Genomic DNA, 16,848 nt, shown 5'->3' with positions numbered 1-16,848 from the left:
CGGGGCCCGGATCCGCGCCGTGTCACCCGCGCGGGCGTTGCGCCGCCAGGCCCTCCCGGCGCAGCCGCACGGCCTGCCCCACGTAGTCCAGCGCGGTGCCGACGGTCAGCAGCACCGCGACGCCCATCAGCAGGGCCCGGGCGGTGGCCATCCAGCCGGTCAGCTCCAGGACGTACATGCCGACCGCGATGCCCTGGGTGAGCGTCTTGAGCTTGCCGCCCCGGCTGGCCGGGATCACCCCGAAGCGGATCACCCAGAACCGCATCAGCGTGATGCCGAGCTCGCGGGCCAGGATCACCACGGTGATCCACCACGGAAGGTCGCCCAGCACCGAGAGGCCGATCAGCGCCGCGCCCATGATCGCCTTGTCGGCGATCGGGTCGGCGATCTTGCCGAAGTCGGTGACCAGGCCCTTGCGCCGGGCCAGCTCGCCGTCGAACAGGTCGGTGATCATCGCGATCGCGAAGGAGGCCCACGCCACCGAGCGCCACTTGGGGTCGTGGCCGCCCTCGGCGAAGAGCAGCGCGACGAAGACCGGGACCAGCAGCAGCCGGACCATGGTCAGCACGTTCGCGATGTTCCAGATCCCCGGCGCCGGGGGCACCGCGGCCGCCGGCCTGCCCGGGTGGGCCGCGGTCGGGGCGCCGGGCCCCTGGGTCATTCCCCGGCTCCCGGTGCCCGGAGGACCCGCACCTGCTCCAGCGCCTCGGCGACCAGGTCGACGCCCTCGCTGGCGACGACCTTGGCCCGGTAGAACCGCCCGACCTCGGGGTCCTCGACGCCGACGAGCGTGGTGAGGCCGTCCGTCTCGGGCGCCTGGTGGGCGGCGCGGCCCTCCACCAGGTCGCCGTCGACCGACTCGACCAGCACCTCGACCTCGGTGCCGATCCGCTGCTCGGCCCGCTGGGCGGTCATCTCCTCGGCGAGCCGGCTGAGCCGGGCCAGCCGGTCGGCCACCACGTCCTCGGGCAGCTTGTCGCCGTAGGTGGCGGCCTCGGTGCCCTCCTCGTCGGAGTAGCCGAAGACGCCGATCGCGTCCAGCCCGGCGTGCGTGACGAACCGTTCCAGCTCGGCGAAGTCCTCCTCGGTCTCACCGGGGAAGCCCACGATGAAGTTGGACCGGGCACCGGCCTGCGGGGCCTTGCCGCGGATGGTGCCGAGCAGCTCCAGGAACTGGTCGGTGGAGCCGAAGCGGCGCATCCGGCGCAGCACGGCCGGGGCGGAGTGCTGGAACGACAGGTCGAAGTAGGGCAGCACGCCCTCGGTGCCGGTCATCGCCTCGATCAGCCCGGGGCGCATCTCGGCGGGCTGCAGGTAGGAGACCCGGACCCGCTCGACGCCGTCGATCGCGGCGACCTCGCCGAGCAGGGTCTCCAGCAGCCGGATGTCGCCGAGGTCCTTGCCGTACGAGGTGTTGTTCTCGCTGACCAGCACGACCTCGCGGACGCCCTGCTCGGCCAGCCACTGGGCCTCGTGCAGCACGTCGGAGGGGCGGCGGGAGATGAACGAGCCGCGGAAGGCCGGGATGGCGCAGAACGAGCAGCGCCGGTCGCAGCCGGAGGCGAGCTTGACGGAGGCGACCGGGCTGTCGTCCAGGCGCTTGCGCAGGGTGCGCGGCCCGGAGGCGGGCGCGACGCCCTCCGGCAGGTCCTCGGGGGCGCCGTGGCCCGGCACGGCGACCTCGGCAGCGGCGGCCTGGCGCTCGACGGGGCTCAGCGGCAGCAGCTTGCGGCGGTCGCGCGGGATGTGCGGCGCGTGGTGGCCGCCGGACAGGATGGTCTGCAGACGGTCGGAGATGTCGGCGTAGTCGTCGAAGCCGAGCACTCCGTCGGCCTCGGGCAGCGCCTCGGCCAGCTCCTTGCCGTAGCGCTCGGCCATGCAGCCGACCGCGACCACGGCCTGGGTGCGACCGTGGTCCTTGAGGTCGTTCGCCTCCAGCAGGGCGTCGACGGAGTCCTTCTTGGCGGCTTCGACGAAGCCACAGGTGTTGACGACGGCGACGTCGGCTTCGGCGGCGTCGTCCACGAGCAACCAGCCGTCGGCCTCCAGTCGCCCGGCGAGTTCCTCGGAGTCCACCTCGTTGCGGGCGCATCCGAGCGTGACAAGGGCGACAGTACGGCGTTCAGGCATAGGGCCAAGATTAACGCGCGACCGCCGGAGCCGTTCGCCCCGGAGGCCGCGCGCCCCGTTCGGCCGGTTCCGCCCCGGGGCGGCCGACCCCCGCGATCAGCCCGCCTGCGGGTCGCCGGGGGTGTACGTGACGTGCACCACCTGGCCGTTCTTGCCCGCCGGTCCGAGGTCCTTGCCGTTGACGTACACGTGCACGGCGCCCGCGTTGCCGATCACCAGCTTGATCTGCTTGGGGTCGGTGAAGGTCTGGTCCTGGCCTTCCTCGATGTTGTTCTGGAACAGCGACTTCCCGGTGCCGTCCACCGCCGAGACCCAGCTGGTGTCCTTCTCGGCGACCAGCTTCACGGTGACCTTGTCGGCGGGGGCGGCGGCGATCGCGGGGGCGCTGGGCGCCGGCGCGGGCGGCTGCACGGCCGGGGTGGACGCGGGGGCCGCCGGGGCGACCGAGCCGGTGCCGGAGCCGGAGGGCAGCGGGGCGCTGGCCGAGCCGGTGGTGCCGGGGACGGTCTTCCCGTTCACCAGGTTGAAGCCGATGATCCCGACCACCGCGACGATCGCGGCGACCATCGCCACCGTCCAGTTCGGCCGGCCCCGGCCGGGGACCTTGATCGGGCCGCTCTCGATCAGCTCGGTGGGCCGCTTGGAGGCCGGCGAGCCGCCGTGCGCGTCGTCGTAGCGGGCGACCAGCGCCTCGCCGTCGACGCCGACCAGCTGGGCGATCGCGCGGATGTGGCCGCGGGCGTAGAAGTCGCCACCGCACCGGCCGAAGTCGTCCTCCTCGATGGAGTGCACGATCGGCACCCGGACCCGGGTGGCACTGCTCACCTGGTCCACCGTGAGTCCGGCCTCGATCCGGGCGGCGGACAGCACCCGGCCGATGCTCGGGGCATCGGCCGCCTGTTCCGCGGCGCCGGCGGGCTGGGCGGAGGACGGGGCGTTCTCGCGGTCGGGGGACTTGCCGATGGTCACGGTGCACGCCTTTCGAGCGGTTGGCCACCTGCTGGGGAACAGTCTAGGGGCGTGGGCGGATCGTTTCTCAAGCGGAACAGGCCCGAATGCGCTCGGCCGCCCCGGCCCGGGGCCGGGCGTGCACTGACCGCCCGTCAGTGCGGGGGCCGCCGTCCCCGGGACCCCCGCACCGCCGCCCGCGCGTCCGGTGTCGATCGTGGGACGCGGTGCCCACCCGATCGGTTCCGCACCGCCCGCCTACCCCCGTCCCAACGGGTGAACACCCGTCAGTGCCGGGCCGCTCTCAGCCACGGATGGTGACGATCACCGCGTCCAGCTCGTCCGGCTTCACCAGAACGTCGCGGGCCTTGGAGCCCTCGCTCGGTCCGACGATGCCGCGCGACTCCATGAGGTCCATCAGCCGCCCGGCCTTGGCGAAGCCGACCCGCAGCTTGCGCTGGAGCATCGAGGTGGAGCCGAACTGGGTGGAGACGACCAGCTCGGCCGCCTGGATCAGCAGCTCCAGGTCGTCGCCGATCTCCTCGTCGATCTCCTTCTTGGGCCCGCCGCCGACCATCACGTCGTCCCGGTAGACGGCGGACAGCTGCTCCTTGCAGTGCTTCACCACGGCGGCGATCTCGGCCTCGGTGACAAACGCGCCCTGCATGCGGATCGGCTTGCTGGCGCCCATCGGCAGGAACAGGGCGTCGCCCTTGCCGATCAGCTTCTCGGCCCCGGGCTGGTCCAGGATGACCCGGGAGTCGGCCATCGCCGAGGTGGCGAAGGCGAGCCGGGACGGCACATTGGCCTTGATCAGACCGGTGACCACGTCGACCGAGGGCCGCTGGGTGGCCAGCACCAGGTGGATGCCGGCCGCGCGGGCGAGCTGGGTGATCCGGACCACCGAGTCCTCGACGTCGCGCGGGGCGACCATCATGAGGTCGGCCAGCTCGTCGACGATCACCAGCAGGTACGGGTACGGCGTGAGCTCGCGCTCGCTTCCCAGCGGCGGGGTGACGGTGCCGGCCCGGACCGCCGCGTTGAAGTCGTCGACGTGCCGGAAGCCGAACGCGGCGAGGTCGTCGTAGCGCATGTCCATCTCGCGGACCACCCACTGGAGGGCCTCGGCGGCCTTCTTGGGGTTGGTGATGATCGGCGTGATGAGGTGCGGGATGCCCTCGTAGGCGGTCAGCTCGACCCGCTTGGGGTCGACCAGCACCATCCGCACCTCGTCCGGGGTGGACCGGGCGAGGATCGAGGTGATCAGGCAGTTGATGCAGGAGGACTTGCCCGCGCCGGTCGCGCCGGCCACCAGGATGTGCGGCATCTTGGCGAGGTTGGCCATCACGGTGTGGCCCTCGACGTCCTTGCCCATGCCGACGACCATCGGATGGGTGTCCTCGGCGGCGGTGCGCGAGCGCAGCAGGTCGCCGAGGTTGACCATCTCGCGGTCCCGGTTCGGGATCTCGATGCCGACCGCGGACTTGCCCGGGATCGGGCTGATGATCCGCACGTCCGGGCTGGCCACCGCGTACGCGATGTTCTTCGCGAGCGCGGTGATCCGCTCGACCTTGACCGCGGGGCCGAGCTCGACCTCGTAGCGGGTGACCGTCGGGCCACGGGTGAAGCCGGTCACCCGGGCGTCCACCTTGAACTCGGAGAAGGTGGACGTGAGCTGGGCCACCACCTCGTCGTTGAGGGCACTGCGGGCCTTGGCCGGGCCGCCGCGCTCCAGCAGGTCGAGCGGGGGCAGGGCGTAGCTGAGGCCCGCCGCGAGCTGGAGCTGCTCCATCCGGACCGGCGCGGGGCCGTGCTCGTCCGGGGCGCCGGCGTCCGATCCGCCGGTGCGGGCCGCCGGGACGGCGGGCTCCTCCGGCGGGGCGGTGCGGTCCTGCACCTGGTGCATCATGTCGGCCACCGCCGAGGAGGCGGGCACGCCGTAGACCAGCGCGCCGTCCAGGTCGGCGGCGGCGCCGGCGGCGAGGTTGCGGGTGGTGTACGGGTCCAGCGGCTCCTTGGCGAACATGTCCGGCTCGGCGGCGGGCTCCTCGTCGGGCGCCTTGCGCTTGCGGCGGCGCCGGCGGGCGGCCACCTCGTCCGAGGGGTCGTCACTGTCCGTGTCCACCGTGTAGGGCAGCGCGGAGGGATCGGCGTCCTCGGGAGGCTCGTTGGAGAGTTCGCGCTCCGGCGTGCGCCCCCCGGCCTCGTCCAGCGGACCGGGTTCGACCACACCCAGCCGGACGCCCACCGCGCGCATCCGCTCCGGGATCCGGTTGACCGGGGTGGCGGTGGTGACCAGCAGGCCGAAGAAGGCCAGCAGCAGGAGCAGCGGCACCGCGAGGGCCGGTCCGGCGGCGGCCATCATCGGCGTGGAGGCGGCCCAGCCGATGATCCCGCCGGCCGTCCTTATCCGGGTCGCGCCGCTGCCCATCACGGGCGCGCCGCAGCCGATGTGGACCAGGCCGAGCACACCGACCAGCAGGGTGGTCAGGCCGATCATGATCCGGCCGTTGGCCTCCGGCAGCTCCGGGTGGCGCATCAGCCGGACCGCGACGGCGGCCAGCAGGAACGGGACCAGCACGTCGAGCCGGCCGAACAGGCCGGAGACCACGTTGGTGGCCGCCTCGCCCAGCCAGCCCTGCGGGCTGAACCAGGTGCCGGCGGCGGTGACCAGGGCCAGCGCGAGCAGCAGCAGGCCAATGCCGTCCTTGCGGTGCGCCGGGTCCATGTTCTTGGCGCCGTCGCCGAAGCCCCGGAAGACCGCGCCGATGCCGTGCGCCATGCCGAGCCAGACGGCGCGCACGGCGCGGAAGAGTATCGGCCGGGGCGCGGGGGCCGGGGCGGGCGCTTTGGCCGCCGTCTTCTTCGCCGGGGCGGCCTTCTTCGCGGCCGCCTTCTTGGCGGGCGGCTTGGCCGGAGCCTTCGCCGCGGCCTTCTTGGACGGTCCCGGACTCGAGTTGCGTGCCGCGCTTCCGGGCGTACGTGTGGCCATGGGTCAGCAGCCTACCGGGGCGCACGACCTGTGCCCACGTCGTGCGTCCGGGCCCCGGGACGTGTCGCCGACACACCGTCACCCCGTTCTGGTTCACCCGGACGGGCGAGTGGGACCGCGCTCAGTCCGTGCCGGGGCGCAACGCGTCCAGCGCGCGCCGCAGGCCCGCCAGCTTGCGCTCCAGGTGCGCCGCGGTGGCCGCCACCCCGCCGTCCTCGGTGCCGTCCAGCTGCTTGGTGAGCGACTCCGCCTGCTCCTCGACCGCCGCCAGCCGGGCCGACAGCTCGCCGAGCAGCGCGCCGCCGATGGCCGGCTCGGCACCGCTCGCCTCCAGCTGCAGCCGCAGCAGCGCGGCCTGCTCCTTGAGCTGGCAGTTCTTCATGTAGAGGTCGACGAAGACCGAGACCTTGGCGCGCAGCACCCAGGGGTCGAACGGCTTGGAGATGTAGTCCACCGCGCCGGCCGCGTAGCCGCGGAAGGTGTGGTGCGGGCCGTGGTTGATCGCGGTGAGGAAGATGATCGGGATGTCCCGGGTGCGCTCGCGGCGCTTGATGTGGGCGGCGGTCTCGAAGCCGTCCATCCCGGGCATCTGGACGTCCAGCAGGATCACCGCGAAGTCGTCCGTGAGCAGCGCCTTGAGCGCCTCCTCACCCGACGCCGCCCGGACCAGGGTCTGGTCCAGCGCCGAGAGGATCGCCTCCAGCGCGAGCAGGTTCTCCGGCCGGTCGTCGACCAGGAGGATCTTCGCCTTCTGCATCACGACGCGCCCTCCTGTCGCCTGCCTACCTGGGGAAGGCACCCGCGTGCTGCCCACCACTACCCCGGTCATGCTAGCCGCACCCCCTCGCCCGGCACATCGCTCCGTCGCGTCCGGATCCGGAGCGGCGCGCAGTCGGTGCCCCGGCGTACGCTCACCAGCGAGTCGTCACTCGGTCACTGTTCGCAACGATCGGTGACCCTACCCGGTTCCCGGCCCTCCCCGCCAGCAAACCGCGCGCCCCATCGGCGTGAATCCCGGAGCGTACTCCGGGATTCACGCCCCCGTCATCCGATCGGTCCCCACTCGGGCGGGTCGGCGGCCCGCTGGACACCGGTTCCGGCCCCTCAGGGCCTCCGGACGGTGAGCCATTCGTGCATCACCGACAGCAGGTGGTCGGTCTCCACCGGCTTGGTGATGTGGTCGGTGGCGCCGGCCTCCAGGGACTTCTCCTTGTCGCCCTTCATCGCCTTGGCGGTCAGCGCGATGATCGGCAGCCCGGCGAACTGGGGCATCCGGCGGATCGCCTCGGTGGTCGCGTAGCCGTCCATCTCCGGCATCATGATGTCCATCAGGACCAGCGCGACGTTCTCGTGCTGCTCCAGCATCTCGATGCCCTCGCGGCCGTTCTCGGCGTACAGCACCGTCAGGCCGTGCTGCTCCAGCACGCTGGTGAGGGCGAACACGTTGCGGACGTCGTCGTCGACGATCAGCACCTGCTCGCCGTCGAAGCGGGTGTCGTTGCGCCCGGACGGGCGGGCCGCCGGGGCTGCCTCGGGCATCCGCCCCTCCGCCGCCCGGCCCCCGGCCACGCGCCCCTCGGCGGGGCCGCCGACGGCCCCGCGGGCCCCGGCCACGCGGTCGTCCGCCGCCGGCGCGTCCAGGGCCGCCGTACGGCGGCGCTCGACCGCGCCCCGGCGGCGGACCTCGACCAGCTCGCGCACCTCCTGGGCCCAGTGGTCGGCCGGGCTCTCGCCCACCGGCACCGGGGTCCCGGCCGGGGTGACCCCGACCGAGGCGCGCAGCGCGGCGGCGGCCTGCCCGGCGGCGTCCGGCGCCTCGGCGCGCAGCGGCAGGTACAGGGTGAACGTCGAGCCCTTGCCCAGCTCGCTCTCGGCGTGGATCTCGCCGCCGAGCAGCCGGGCGATCTCCCGGCTGATCGACAGCCCGAGGCCGGTGCCGCCGTACTTGCGGCTGGTGGTGCCGTCGGCCTGCCGGAACGGTTCGAAGATCTCCCGCAGCTTGTTGCCGGGAATGCCGATCCCGGTGTCGGAGACCGTGAAGGCGATCAGCGGGTCGTCCGGGTCCTGGATCGCGCCCGCCTCCAGCAGCTGCTCGCGCACGTGCTGCGGCGCGCCCTTCCCGGCCGGGCTGATCGAGAAGTCGACGGCGCCGGTGTCGGTGAACTTCACCGCGTTGGAGATGAGGTTGCGCAGCACCTGCTGGAGCCGCTGCTCGTCGGTGTGCAGGGTGACCGGCAGGGCCGGCGAGACCCGCACGCCGAACTCCAGGTTCTTGTCCAGCGCGACCGGCTGGAAGGTCGCCTCGACGTAGTCCACCAGCTGGACCAGGGCGATCCGGGCCGGCCGGACGTCCATCTTGCCCGCCTCGACCTTGGACAGGTCCAGGATGTCGTTGATCAGCTGGAGCAGGTCGGAACCGGCACCGTGGATGGTGTCGGCGAACTCGACCTGCTTGGGCGACAGGTTGCCCTCGTTGTTGTCGGACAGCAGCTTGGCCAGGATCAGCAGCGAGTTCAGCGGGGTGCGCAGCTCGTGCGACATGTTGGCCAGGAACTCGCTCTTGTACCGGGAGGCCAGCGCGAGTTGCTCGGCGCGCTCCTCCAGGACCTGCCGGGCCTCCTCGATCTCGCTGTTCTTGATCTCGATGTCCCGGTTCTGCTGCGCGAGTTGCTCGGCCTTCTCCTGCAACTCCTCGTTGGTGCGCTCCAGTTCCTCCTGGCGCGCCTCCAGCTCGGCCGACCGCATCGAGAGCTCGGCGGTCAGCCGCTGGGACTCCAGCAGCAGGCCCTCGGTCTTGGTGTTGACGCTGATGGTGTTGACGGTGACGCCGATCAGGTCGGCGATCTGGTTGAGGAAGTCCAGCGCGACGGTGGTGAACGAGCTGAAGGTGGCCAGCTCGATCACGCCCAGCAGCCGGCCCTCGAACAGCACCGGCAGCACCACGATGTGGGCCGGCGAGGCCTCGCCCAGCCCGGAGGCGATCTTCAGGTACCCGGGCGGCGCCTCCTTGAGGATGATCGCCCGCTTCTCCACCGCCGCCTGGCCGATCAGCGACTCGCCGGGCCGGAAGGTGGTCGGCATCGCCCGCCGCTGGTAGCCGTAGCTGCCGATCAGCCGCAGCACGGTGTCGTTCTCGTCGTCGTCCTCGGTGATCAGCTCGGCGGTGCGGCCGGCCGGCTGGGCGAGGAAGAAGGCGCCGTGCTGCGCCGAGACCACCGGGGTGAGCTCGGTCATGATCAGCGAGGCCACCGCCTCCAGGTCGCGCCGGCCCTGCAGCAGGCCGGAGATCCGCGCCAGGTTGGTCTTCAGCCAGTCCTGCTCCTGGTTGGTGCGGGTGGTCTCGCGCAGGTTGGCGATCATCTGGTTGATGTTGTCCTTGAGCTCGTCGAGCTCGCCGGCGGCGTCCACGTCGATCCGCAGCGACAGGTCGCCCCTGGTCACGGCGGTGGCGACCTGCGCGATCGCACGCACCTGCCGGGTGAGGTTGTTGGCCAGCTCGTTGACGGACTCGGTGAGGTCCTGCCAGGTGCCGTCCACGCTGGGCACCCGCGCCTGACCGCCGAGCCGCCCGTCGGTGCCCACCTCACGGGCGACCCGGGTGACCTCGTCGGCGAACGCCGACAGCTGGTCGACCATGGTGTTGATGCTGGTCTTGAGCTCCAGGAACTCGCCGCGCGCGTCGACGTCGATCTTCTGCGACAGGTCGCCGCGGGCCACCGCCGTGATCACCAGCGCGATGTTCCGCACCTGACCGGTGAGGTTGTTGGCCATCAGGTTGACGTTGTCGGTCAGGTCCTTCCAGATACCGGCCACGCCGGGCACGCTCGCCTGGCCGCCCAGGGTGCCGTCGGTGCCCACCTCGCGGGCCACCCTGGTCACCTCGACCGCGAACGCCGACAGCTGGTCGACCATGGTGTTGAGCGTTCCGGCCAGCCCCGCGACCTCGCCCTGGGCCTCGATGGTGATCTTCTTGGAGAGGTCACCGGAGGCCACCGCGGCCGCCACCTCGGCGATGTTCCGCACCTGGCTGGTCAGGTTCGACGCCATGAAGTTGACGTTGTCGGTCAGGTCCTTCCAGATGCCCGACACCCCGCGCACCCGGGCCTGGCCGCCCAGGTTCCCCTCGGTGCCGACCTCGCGCGCCACCCGGGTGACCTCGTCGGCGAACGCCGACAGCTGGTCCACCATGGTGTTCACGGTGGTGACCAGCTCCAGGATCTCACCCCGGGCGTCGACGGTGATCTTCTTCGAGACGTCGCCCCGGGCCACCGCCGTGGTGACCTCGGCGATGCTGCGGACCTGACTGGTCAGGTTGTTGGCCATCAGGTTGACGCTGTTGGTCAGGTCCTTCCAGGTGCCGGACACCCCCGGCACGCTCGCCTGGCCGCCGAGGATGCCCTCGGTGCCGACGTCCCGGGCCACCCGGGTCACCTCGTCCGCGAAGGCGCCCAGCTGGTCGACCATCGTGTTGATGGTGTTCTTCAGCTCCAGGATCTCCCCGAGCGCGTCGACCTGGATCTTCTGCGAGAGGTCGCCGCGGGCGACGGCGGTGGTCACCTGCGCGATGTTGCGCACCTGATCGGTGAGATTGTTCGCCATGAAGTTGACGTTGTCGGTGAGGTCCCGCCAGACGCCGGCCGCCCACGGCACCTGCGCCTGCCCGCCGAGCCGGCCCTCGGTGCCCACCTGACGGGCCACCCGGGTCACCTGCTCGGCGAAGCCGGAGAGCTGGTCGACCATCGTGTTGATGGTGTTCTTCAGCTCCAGGATCTCCCCGCGGGCGTCCACCTCGATCTTCTGCGAGAGGTCGCCGCGCGCCACCGCCGTGGTCACCTGGGCGATGCTGCGGACCTGGCCCGTCAGGTTGTCCGCCATGAAGTTCACCGAATCGGTGAGGTCGCGCCAGACGCCGGCGACGCCCGGCACCTGTGCCTGACCGCCCAGCCTGCCCTCGGTGCCCACGTCCCTGGCCACGCTGGTCACCTGCGCCGCGAAGCCGTTCAGCTGGTCCACCATCGTGTTGACGGTGTTCTTCAGCTCCAGCATCTCGCCGGCCACCTCGACCGTCACCTTGCGGGACAGGTCGCCCTTGGCCACCGCGGTGGTCACCTGCGCGATGTTGCGCACCTGCGCGGTCAGCCGGCCGGCCATGGTGTTGACCGAGTCCCCGAGGTCCTTCCAGCTGCCGGAGACGCTGCGGACCTTCGCCTGGCCGCCCAGCTTGCCCTCGGTGCCGACCTCGCGGGCCACCCGGGTCACCTCGTCGGTGAACTCCGACAGCTGGTCCACCAGCCCGTTGACGGTCCGGCCGATCTTCAGGTACTCGCCGCGCAGCGGGTGGCTCACCCCGTTGCTGTGCAGCGAGCGCAGCTCCATCTTCTGGTCGAGGTCGCCCTCGGCGATCGACGTCAGCACCCGGCCCACCTCGGCCATCGGCCGCGCCAGGTCGTCGATCAGCGCGTTGCAGTTGTCGACCGCCGCCATCCAGGCACCCTCACCGGCACCCGTCTCCAGCCGCTCGTTCAACCGCCCCTCGCGGCCCACCGCCCGCCGCACCCGGGCCAGCTCGCCCGTGAGGTGCTGGTTGCGCTCGGCCACCTCGTTGAACACCGCGGCGATCTCCGCCAGCGGACCGTCCCCGGGCACCGTCAGCCGGCGCCGGAAGTTTCCGTCCCGCATCGCCGTCAACGCGGCCAGCAGCTTGCGCAGCTCGGCCGGCTCGGCGCCGCGGCTGTGGTTGACACGCCGGCCGGCCGCGCTCCGCGGCGCGGCCCCGGGGCGCCCGCCCCGCTGAGCGGGCGGCGTCGTACCGGTTGCGTCCTTGGTGGCCGAACTCAACGGGCCCCTCCCAGATCGTGAACTGTCCGGCGCCCGCGGCCGCGCCCATCGGGGCCCGCCGCGCAGCACCGTCCCGGCGCTACCGTCCCGACGGCCGGTCCGGCCCACCGGGACCCACGACGACGGTACTGCTCGGACCGGACATCGCGGACCCCCCAGTCTGGCAGCACTCGCGCCCGGTACAAGCGCGGTTGCACTCGGTTGGCACCGACCCGTCCGAAACGGGTGGGCAGAATCACCCTCCGGTGCCTGTTTCGACTCCCCGCCCCCACGGGGAACCAAGCGGAAAGTAGGGTGGAGCGCTGCACCGGGCCACAACCGCCCCCGGCGCCGCCGCCCACGCCGTCGGCGCGCACCAGGGACGCGGCGCCACCCCCGGACAGCCAGGGCCAGAGCAGAGGAGACGTGGCAACGTGGTCACCGCGCGCGCAGCCGCCACCTTCGAACCCGTGGGTCGGTCGGCCGGTGCCGCCCGTTCCTTCGTCCGGGACGCCCTACTGGGGTGGGGCCTGCCCGAGGTCGTCGACGACGCCGTGGTCCTGGTCAGCGAACTCGTCACCAACGCGGTCGTGCACGCCGGAACCGCCGCCGAGGTGTGCTGCCTGCGCGAGGACGGCACCGTCCGGATCGAGGTCACCGACCACCACCCCGAACGCGGCCTGCCCAGCTTCGCCGACGTCCCCACCACCGCCTCCGACCACTACGCCGACGCCGACGGCGAGGGCGGCCGCGGCCTGCTGATGTGCGCCGCGCTCGCCGAGCGCTGGGGCGTCGAGTACGGCTCCGGCCGCAAGACCGTCTGGTTCCGGCTCGCCCTGCCCGCGCACACCGCCGGCACCCGCTACGCCCTGCCCGCCACCCCCGGTGGCGAACTGCCGCGCAGCAACGGCCCGGTCCACGTCGCCGTCGTCCAGCTCGACGACGACGGCCGGGTGCTCGCCTGGAACCCCGACGCCGAAGCCCTCTTCCAGCACCCCGCCGACACCGTGCTCGGCCGCCCCTGGGCCGACCTCGCCCTGTGGCCGCAGCCCGCCGACGGCGGCCTCGGCCTCTCCGCCGTCCTGCGGCTCGCCCGCTGGGAGGGCGGCTACGCGCTGCGCCGCGCCGACGGCACCGCCGTCGACGTCTACGGCGTCCAGGTCCGCTTGCGCGACACCGACGGAACCCCCAGCACGCTCTGCCTGCTCGTCCTCGACGAGGACCGCGCCGTCCTGCGCTCCCCCGCCCGCGCCCTGCCCGGCGACCGCGGCGAACCCGGCACCCGGCTCGACCTGCTGGCAGGCCTCGGCACCGGCGAGGACCTCGACACCCTGCTGCAGCACACCGTCGAACGCGCCCGCGACCTCCTCGACGCCGACGCCGCCTACCTGCTGCTCACCACCGAGGACGAGGCCGAGTTCGAACTGCGCGCCAGCACCGGCCTGCCCGCCGCACCGCGCCCGCACAGCCGCTTCCCGGTCGACACCGGCAACCGCTACGACTCACCCCGCCTCCCCTCCGTGCACGAGGACCTCGCCACCCGGCCCACCGGCCTGCCCGTCCTCGACGACAGCGGACTGCGCTCCCTGCTCACCGTGCCGCTCAAGGTCGAGGGCCGGCTGATCGGCTCGCTCGGCATCGCCACCGGCGCCCCTGGCCGCTACGACAACGAGGACGCGCTGCGCCTCCAGTTCGCCGCCGACCGGCTCGCCCTGGCCGTCGAGTCCACCCGGCTCGCCGAACTCGAACGGCTGCGCCGGGGCTCGCTCTCCTTCCTCGTCGAGGCCTCCGACCTGCTGGCCGGCACCCTCGAACACGAGCAGACGCTCGCCCTGATGGCCCAGATGGCCGTCCCCACCCTCGCCTCCTGGTGCGCCGTCTACACCAACGGCGACCACGGCGCCCCCGCCTCGCTCGCCTTCGTCCTGCACGAGGACGAGGACCTCATCGACCCGCTGCGCGCCCTGCTGGACAAGACGCCCGCCCCGGAGTCCGGCCCCACCCACGGCACCCGCTTCTGGGACGCTCCGTCCGACACCGCCGACGGCAACGGCTTCACCGACCAACCCGGCCTCACCGGCCTGCTCGGCGAGACCGTCGTCCTGCCGCTGACCGCCCGCAACCGGGTGATCGGCCTGCTCGCCCTCGGCACCGCGGCCGGCGTGCGGTTCCGTCAGGAAGTCCTGGAGCTCGCCGAGGACCTCTCCCGCCGGGCCGCCCTCGCCCTCGACAACTCGCGCCTCTACTCCGAGCGCACCGCCACCAGCCAGGCCCTGCAGCGCAGCCTGCTGCCCCCGGACCTGCCCGACATCCCCGGCGTCGAGGTGGACGTCTTCTACCAGGCCGCCGGGGAGGGCAACGAGGTCGGCGGCGACTTCTACGACCTCTTCCCGATCCGCGAGGGCACCTACGGCTTCGCCATCGGCGACGTCTGCGGCACCGGCCCGGAAGCCGCCTCGGTCACCGGCCTCGCCCGGCACTCGCTGCGGCTGCTCGCTCGCGAGGGCCTGGACGCCCCGCAGGTCCTCAGCCGGCTCAACACCGCCATCCTGGACGAGGGTGCCCGCAGCCGCTTCCTCACCCTGCTGTACGGCGAGCTGACACCCCGTCCGGACGGCAGTACCGAACTCTCCCTGGTCTGCGCCGGCCATCCGCTGCCGCTGCGCCTGCGCACCGACGGCCAGGTCGACCGGGCCGCCACCCCGCAGCCGCTGCTCGGTGTCATGGACGACCTCGACCTCACCGCCGAGCGCCTGGTGCTCAACCCCGGCGAGGTCCTGCTCTGCGTCACCGACGGCGTCACCGAACGCCGCGAGGGCCGCCGGATGCTGGGCGACGACGGCCTCGCCGAGGTGCTCACCGGCTGCACCGGACTCACCGCCGGAGCGGTCGCACTGCGCGTGCAGCGGGCGGTCGAGCGGTTCGCCCCGGAGCCGCCCTCCGACGACATGGCGATCCTCACCCTGCGGGTGCCGGCCCAACGAACCGTCTGAGCACATCGGTGCGACCGCTGTCGCTCCGGCTGTCCGAGCCTGACCGAACCATGTCGGACGCCGTCACAAAATGTGCTATTCACAAGGGTACAAGCCCGCTCACCCTGGGTACACCGATCTCACCGGGGAATCCCCCGGCGGGGACGTGACCAGCGGCTCTCCCGCTGGCCCAGCATTCGGACCGCAGCCGTCGCACGCTCCAGCCGTGCGCGCCCGGAGCGGTCACGCGCCTTCACTTCATCGACACTCACCCGCGTTCACTGCGCCCTGCGCGCGCCCATGAGTGAAAGGAGCCTCCGGTGAGCAACGAAGCTACCGGGGCACTGAACGCCCGCTCCACCGGCGCCGACGCGGGTAACCTCGGTTACCTCGCACTCGGCCTGACCCTCCTCGCCTACGGTCTGCTCTCGACCGGCATTCTCAGCGGCACCGCCGCCGGGAACTCGGCCCACCTCGCCCACATCCTCGGCGGCCTGACCCTGTTCATCGCGGGCCTCTGGCAGTTCCGCGGCGGCGAGGGCTTCACCGGCACCGCCTTCACCGGCCTCGGCGCCTTCTGGGCCACCTGGTCCACGGCCTCCGGCGCCGGCAAGAACGCGGCCGGCCTCTTCCTGCTCCTGTGGGCCCTGCTCGCCCTCACCCTGACCGCGGCCAGTTGGAACGCGGGCCTGTTCAGCCGTGCCGTCTACGGCCTGCTGACGCTCTCCCTGGTGCTCTCCGCGATCGCGACCTTCAGCACCTCCGGCGGCCTCGCCAAGACGGCCGGCTGGATCGCCGCCGCCTCCGGCCTGGCGGCCTGGTACTGGGCCACCGCGTCGCTGACCAACAGCGCGTGGGGCCGCGAAGCCCTGCCGGTCAAGTAACGGCAGGCCGACCGGTGGGCCGGACCCTACCCCCACGGGGCCCGGCCCACCGGCATGCCGTGCACCGGTCCCCCGCTCCCCTCAGCCGCGAACGGCCAGCCGCTCCTGCTCCTCCGCCGGCCGGACGTCCCCCGCACGCCGGGCCCGCCACCGGGCGACGCCGCTCTGCGCCGCGTAGGCCAGCAGCAGGATCGCCACCGCGACCAGGCCGTCCGCCCAGAAGTGGTTGGCCGTCACCACCACCACCGTGATCGTCAGCACCGGGTGCAGCACGATCAGCCAGCGCAGCGGACTCCTCGACACCCGCACCACCGCGACCGCCACCAGCACGCACCAGGCCACGTGCACCGACGGCATCGCCGACAGCTGCGCCGCCTTGACCACCCCGCCGACCGCGTTGCCGTACACCGACTGCCCGTACTCCGCCGCCACGTCGACGAACCCGTTCTCCGGCAGCATCCGGGGCGGCGCCACCGGCAGGAACTGGACGGCCAGGCAGACCGCCGTCGTGACGACCACCGTGGTCCGCACCCACGCGTACCGCTCGCGATGTCTCAGGAAGACCCAGAGCAGCACCGCGATCATCACCGTGAAGTGCATGGACGCGTAGTAGTAGTTCGCCAGCTTCACCAGCGCCGGGTACGGCGTCACCGCGGCCTGCCAGGAGGCCTCGTCGGGCAGCCCGACCGCCAACTCCGTCCGGTGGATCCAGCGCGCCCGGTCCAGCGCGTGCTCGGTGCTCATCAGCGAGAGCCGCCCGACGAGCTGCCAGAGCGCGAACAGTGCCAGCAGGGTGCCGGCCTCCCGCAGGATCGCCGAGAGACCCGTCCGCCGCACCCGGGCGGCCGCGTACGCGCCGCCGTAGAGAGCGACAGCGGTACCCCCGGCGGACTGCCAGGTCAGGGTCAGGTTCTGCAACGGTTCGCGCCTCTCCACCGAGCTCCGATGTGGTGGGGAGACGTTAACGCAAAAAGACCCCCTCCTGAACCGGAGGGGGTCTTTTTGGAATGATTGTTCGGCGGCGTCCTACTCTCCCACAGGGTCCCCCCTGCAGTACCATCGGCGCTGTGAGGCTTAGCTTCCGGGTTCGGAATGTAACCGGGCG

The 16,848-nt window shown here is 72.4% G+C and carries 9 protein-coding genes and 1 rRNA gene; 2 read left to right on the top strand and 8 right to left on the bottom strand.

From position 1 onward, the window contains the following. Positions 1–22: 22 nt before the first annotated feature. The 6 genes from pgsA to ACFU9E_RS26565 form a co-directional block, all read right to left on the bottom strand. Positions 23–661, bottom strand: a complete 639-nt coding sequence (pgsA, locus tag ACFU9E_RS26590) for a CDP-diacylglycerol--glycerol-3-phosphate 3-phosphatidyltransferase (protein ID WP_380685692.1) — start codon at positions 659–661, stop codon at positions 23–25. Next, positions 658–2,130 (bottom strand): 30S ribosomal protein S12 methylthiotransferase RimO, encoded by a 1,473-nt coding sequence (gene rimO, locus ACFU9E_RS26585; protein ID WP_380685694.1) that lies wholly within the window; start codon positions 2,128–2,130, stop codon positions 658–660. The genes pgsA and rimO overlap by 4 nt, the downstream gene beginning before the upstream one ends. Before the next feature lie 96 nt (positions 2,131–2,226). After that, a complete protein-coding gene (locus tag ACFU9E_RS26580; RefSeq protein ID WP_380685696.1) occupies positions 2,227–3,099 on the bottom strand; it encodes a helix-turn-helix domain-containing protein in 873 nt (290 codons plus the stop codon). Positions 3,100–3,382: 283 nt separating this feature from the next. Next, the gene (locus ACFU9E_RS26575) at positions 3,383–6,070 is read right to left on the bottom strand and encodes a DNA translocase FtsK (protein WP_380685698.1); all 2,688 of its coding nucleotides are present in this window, start codon (positions 6,068–6,070) and stop codon (positions 3,383–3,385) included. A 121-nt stretch (positions 6,071–6,191) separates the two neighbouring features. Further along, positions 6,192–6,830 (bottom strand): response regulator, encoded by a 639-nt coding sequence (locus ACFU9E_RS26570; RefSeq protein WP_344332370.1) that lies wholly within the window; start codon positions 6,828–6,830, stop codon positions 6,192–6,194. Positions 6,831–7,174: 344 nt separating this feature from the next. Then, positions 7,175–11,749 (bottom strand): HAMP domain-containing protein, encoded by a 4,575-nt coding sequence (locus ACFU9E_RS26565; protein ID WP_380715421.1) that lies wholly within the window; start codon positions 11,747–11,749, stop codon positions 7,175–7,177. 572 nt (positions 11,750–12,321) lie between these two features. Here ACFU9E_RS26565 and ACFU9E_RS26560 point away from each other — a divergent pair. Together ACFU9E_RS26560 and ACFU9E_RS26555 are read left to right on the top strand one after the other, a co-directional pair. Next, positions 12,322–14,880, top strand: a complete 2,559-nt coding sequence (locus ACFU9E_RS26560) for a SpoIIE family protein phosphatase (RefSeq protein ID WP_380685962.1) — start codon at positions 12,322–12,324, stop codon at positions 14,878–14,880. A 299-nt stretch (positions 14,881–15,179) separates the two neighbouring features. After that, entirely contained in the window at positions 15,180–15,743 is a 564-nt protein-coding gene (locus ACFU9E_RS26555; RefSeq protein WP_380685960.1) for an acetate uptake transporter, read from the top strand. 81 nt (positions 15,744–15,824) lie between these two features. Here ACFU9E_RS26555 and ACFU9E_RS26550 read toward each other — a convergent pair whose 3' ends face one another. Further along, positions 15,825–16,661 (bottom strand): phosphatase PAP2 family protein, encoded by an 837-nt coding sequence (locus tag ACFU9E_RS26550; RefSeq protein WP_355365239.1) that lies wholly within the window; start codon positions 16,659–16,661, stop codon positions 15,825–15,827. A gap of 95 nt (positions 16,662–16,756) precedes the next feature. Continuing rightward, positions 16,757–16,848 (bottom strand): 5S ribosomal RNA (rrf, locus tag ACFU9E_RS26545); the annotation flags it as partial.

The organism is Kitasatospora sp. NPDC057595 (assembly GCF_042800875.1).
In the GTDB taxonomy this organism is placed as follows: Bacteria; Actinomycetota; Actinomycetes; order Streptomycetales; family Streptomycetaceae; genus Kitasatospora.
This window is presented reverse-complemented; position numbering and strand designations above follow the sequence as displayed.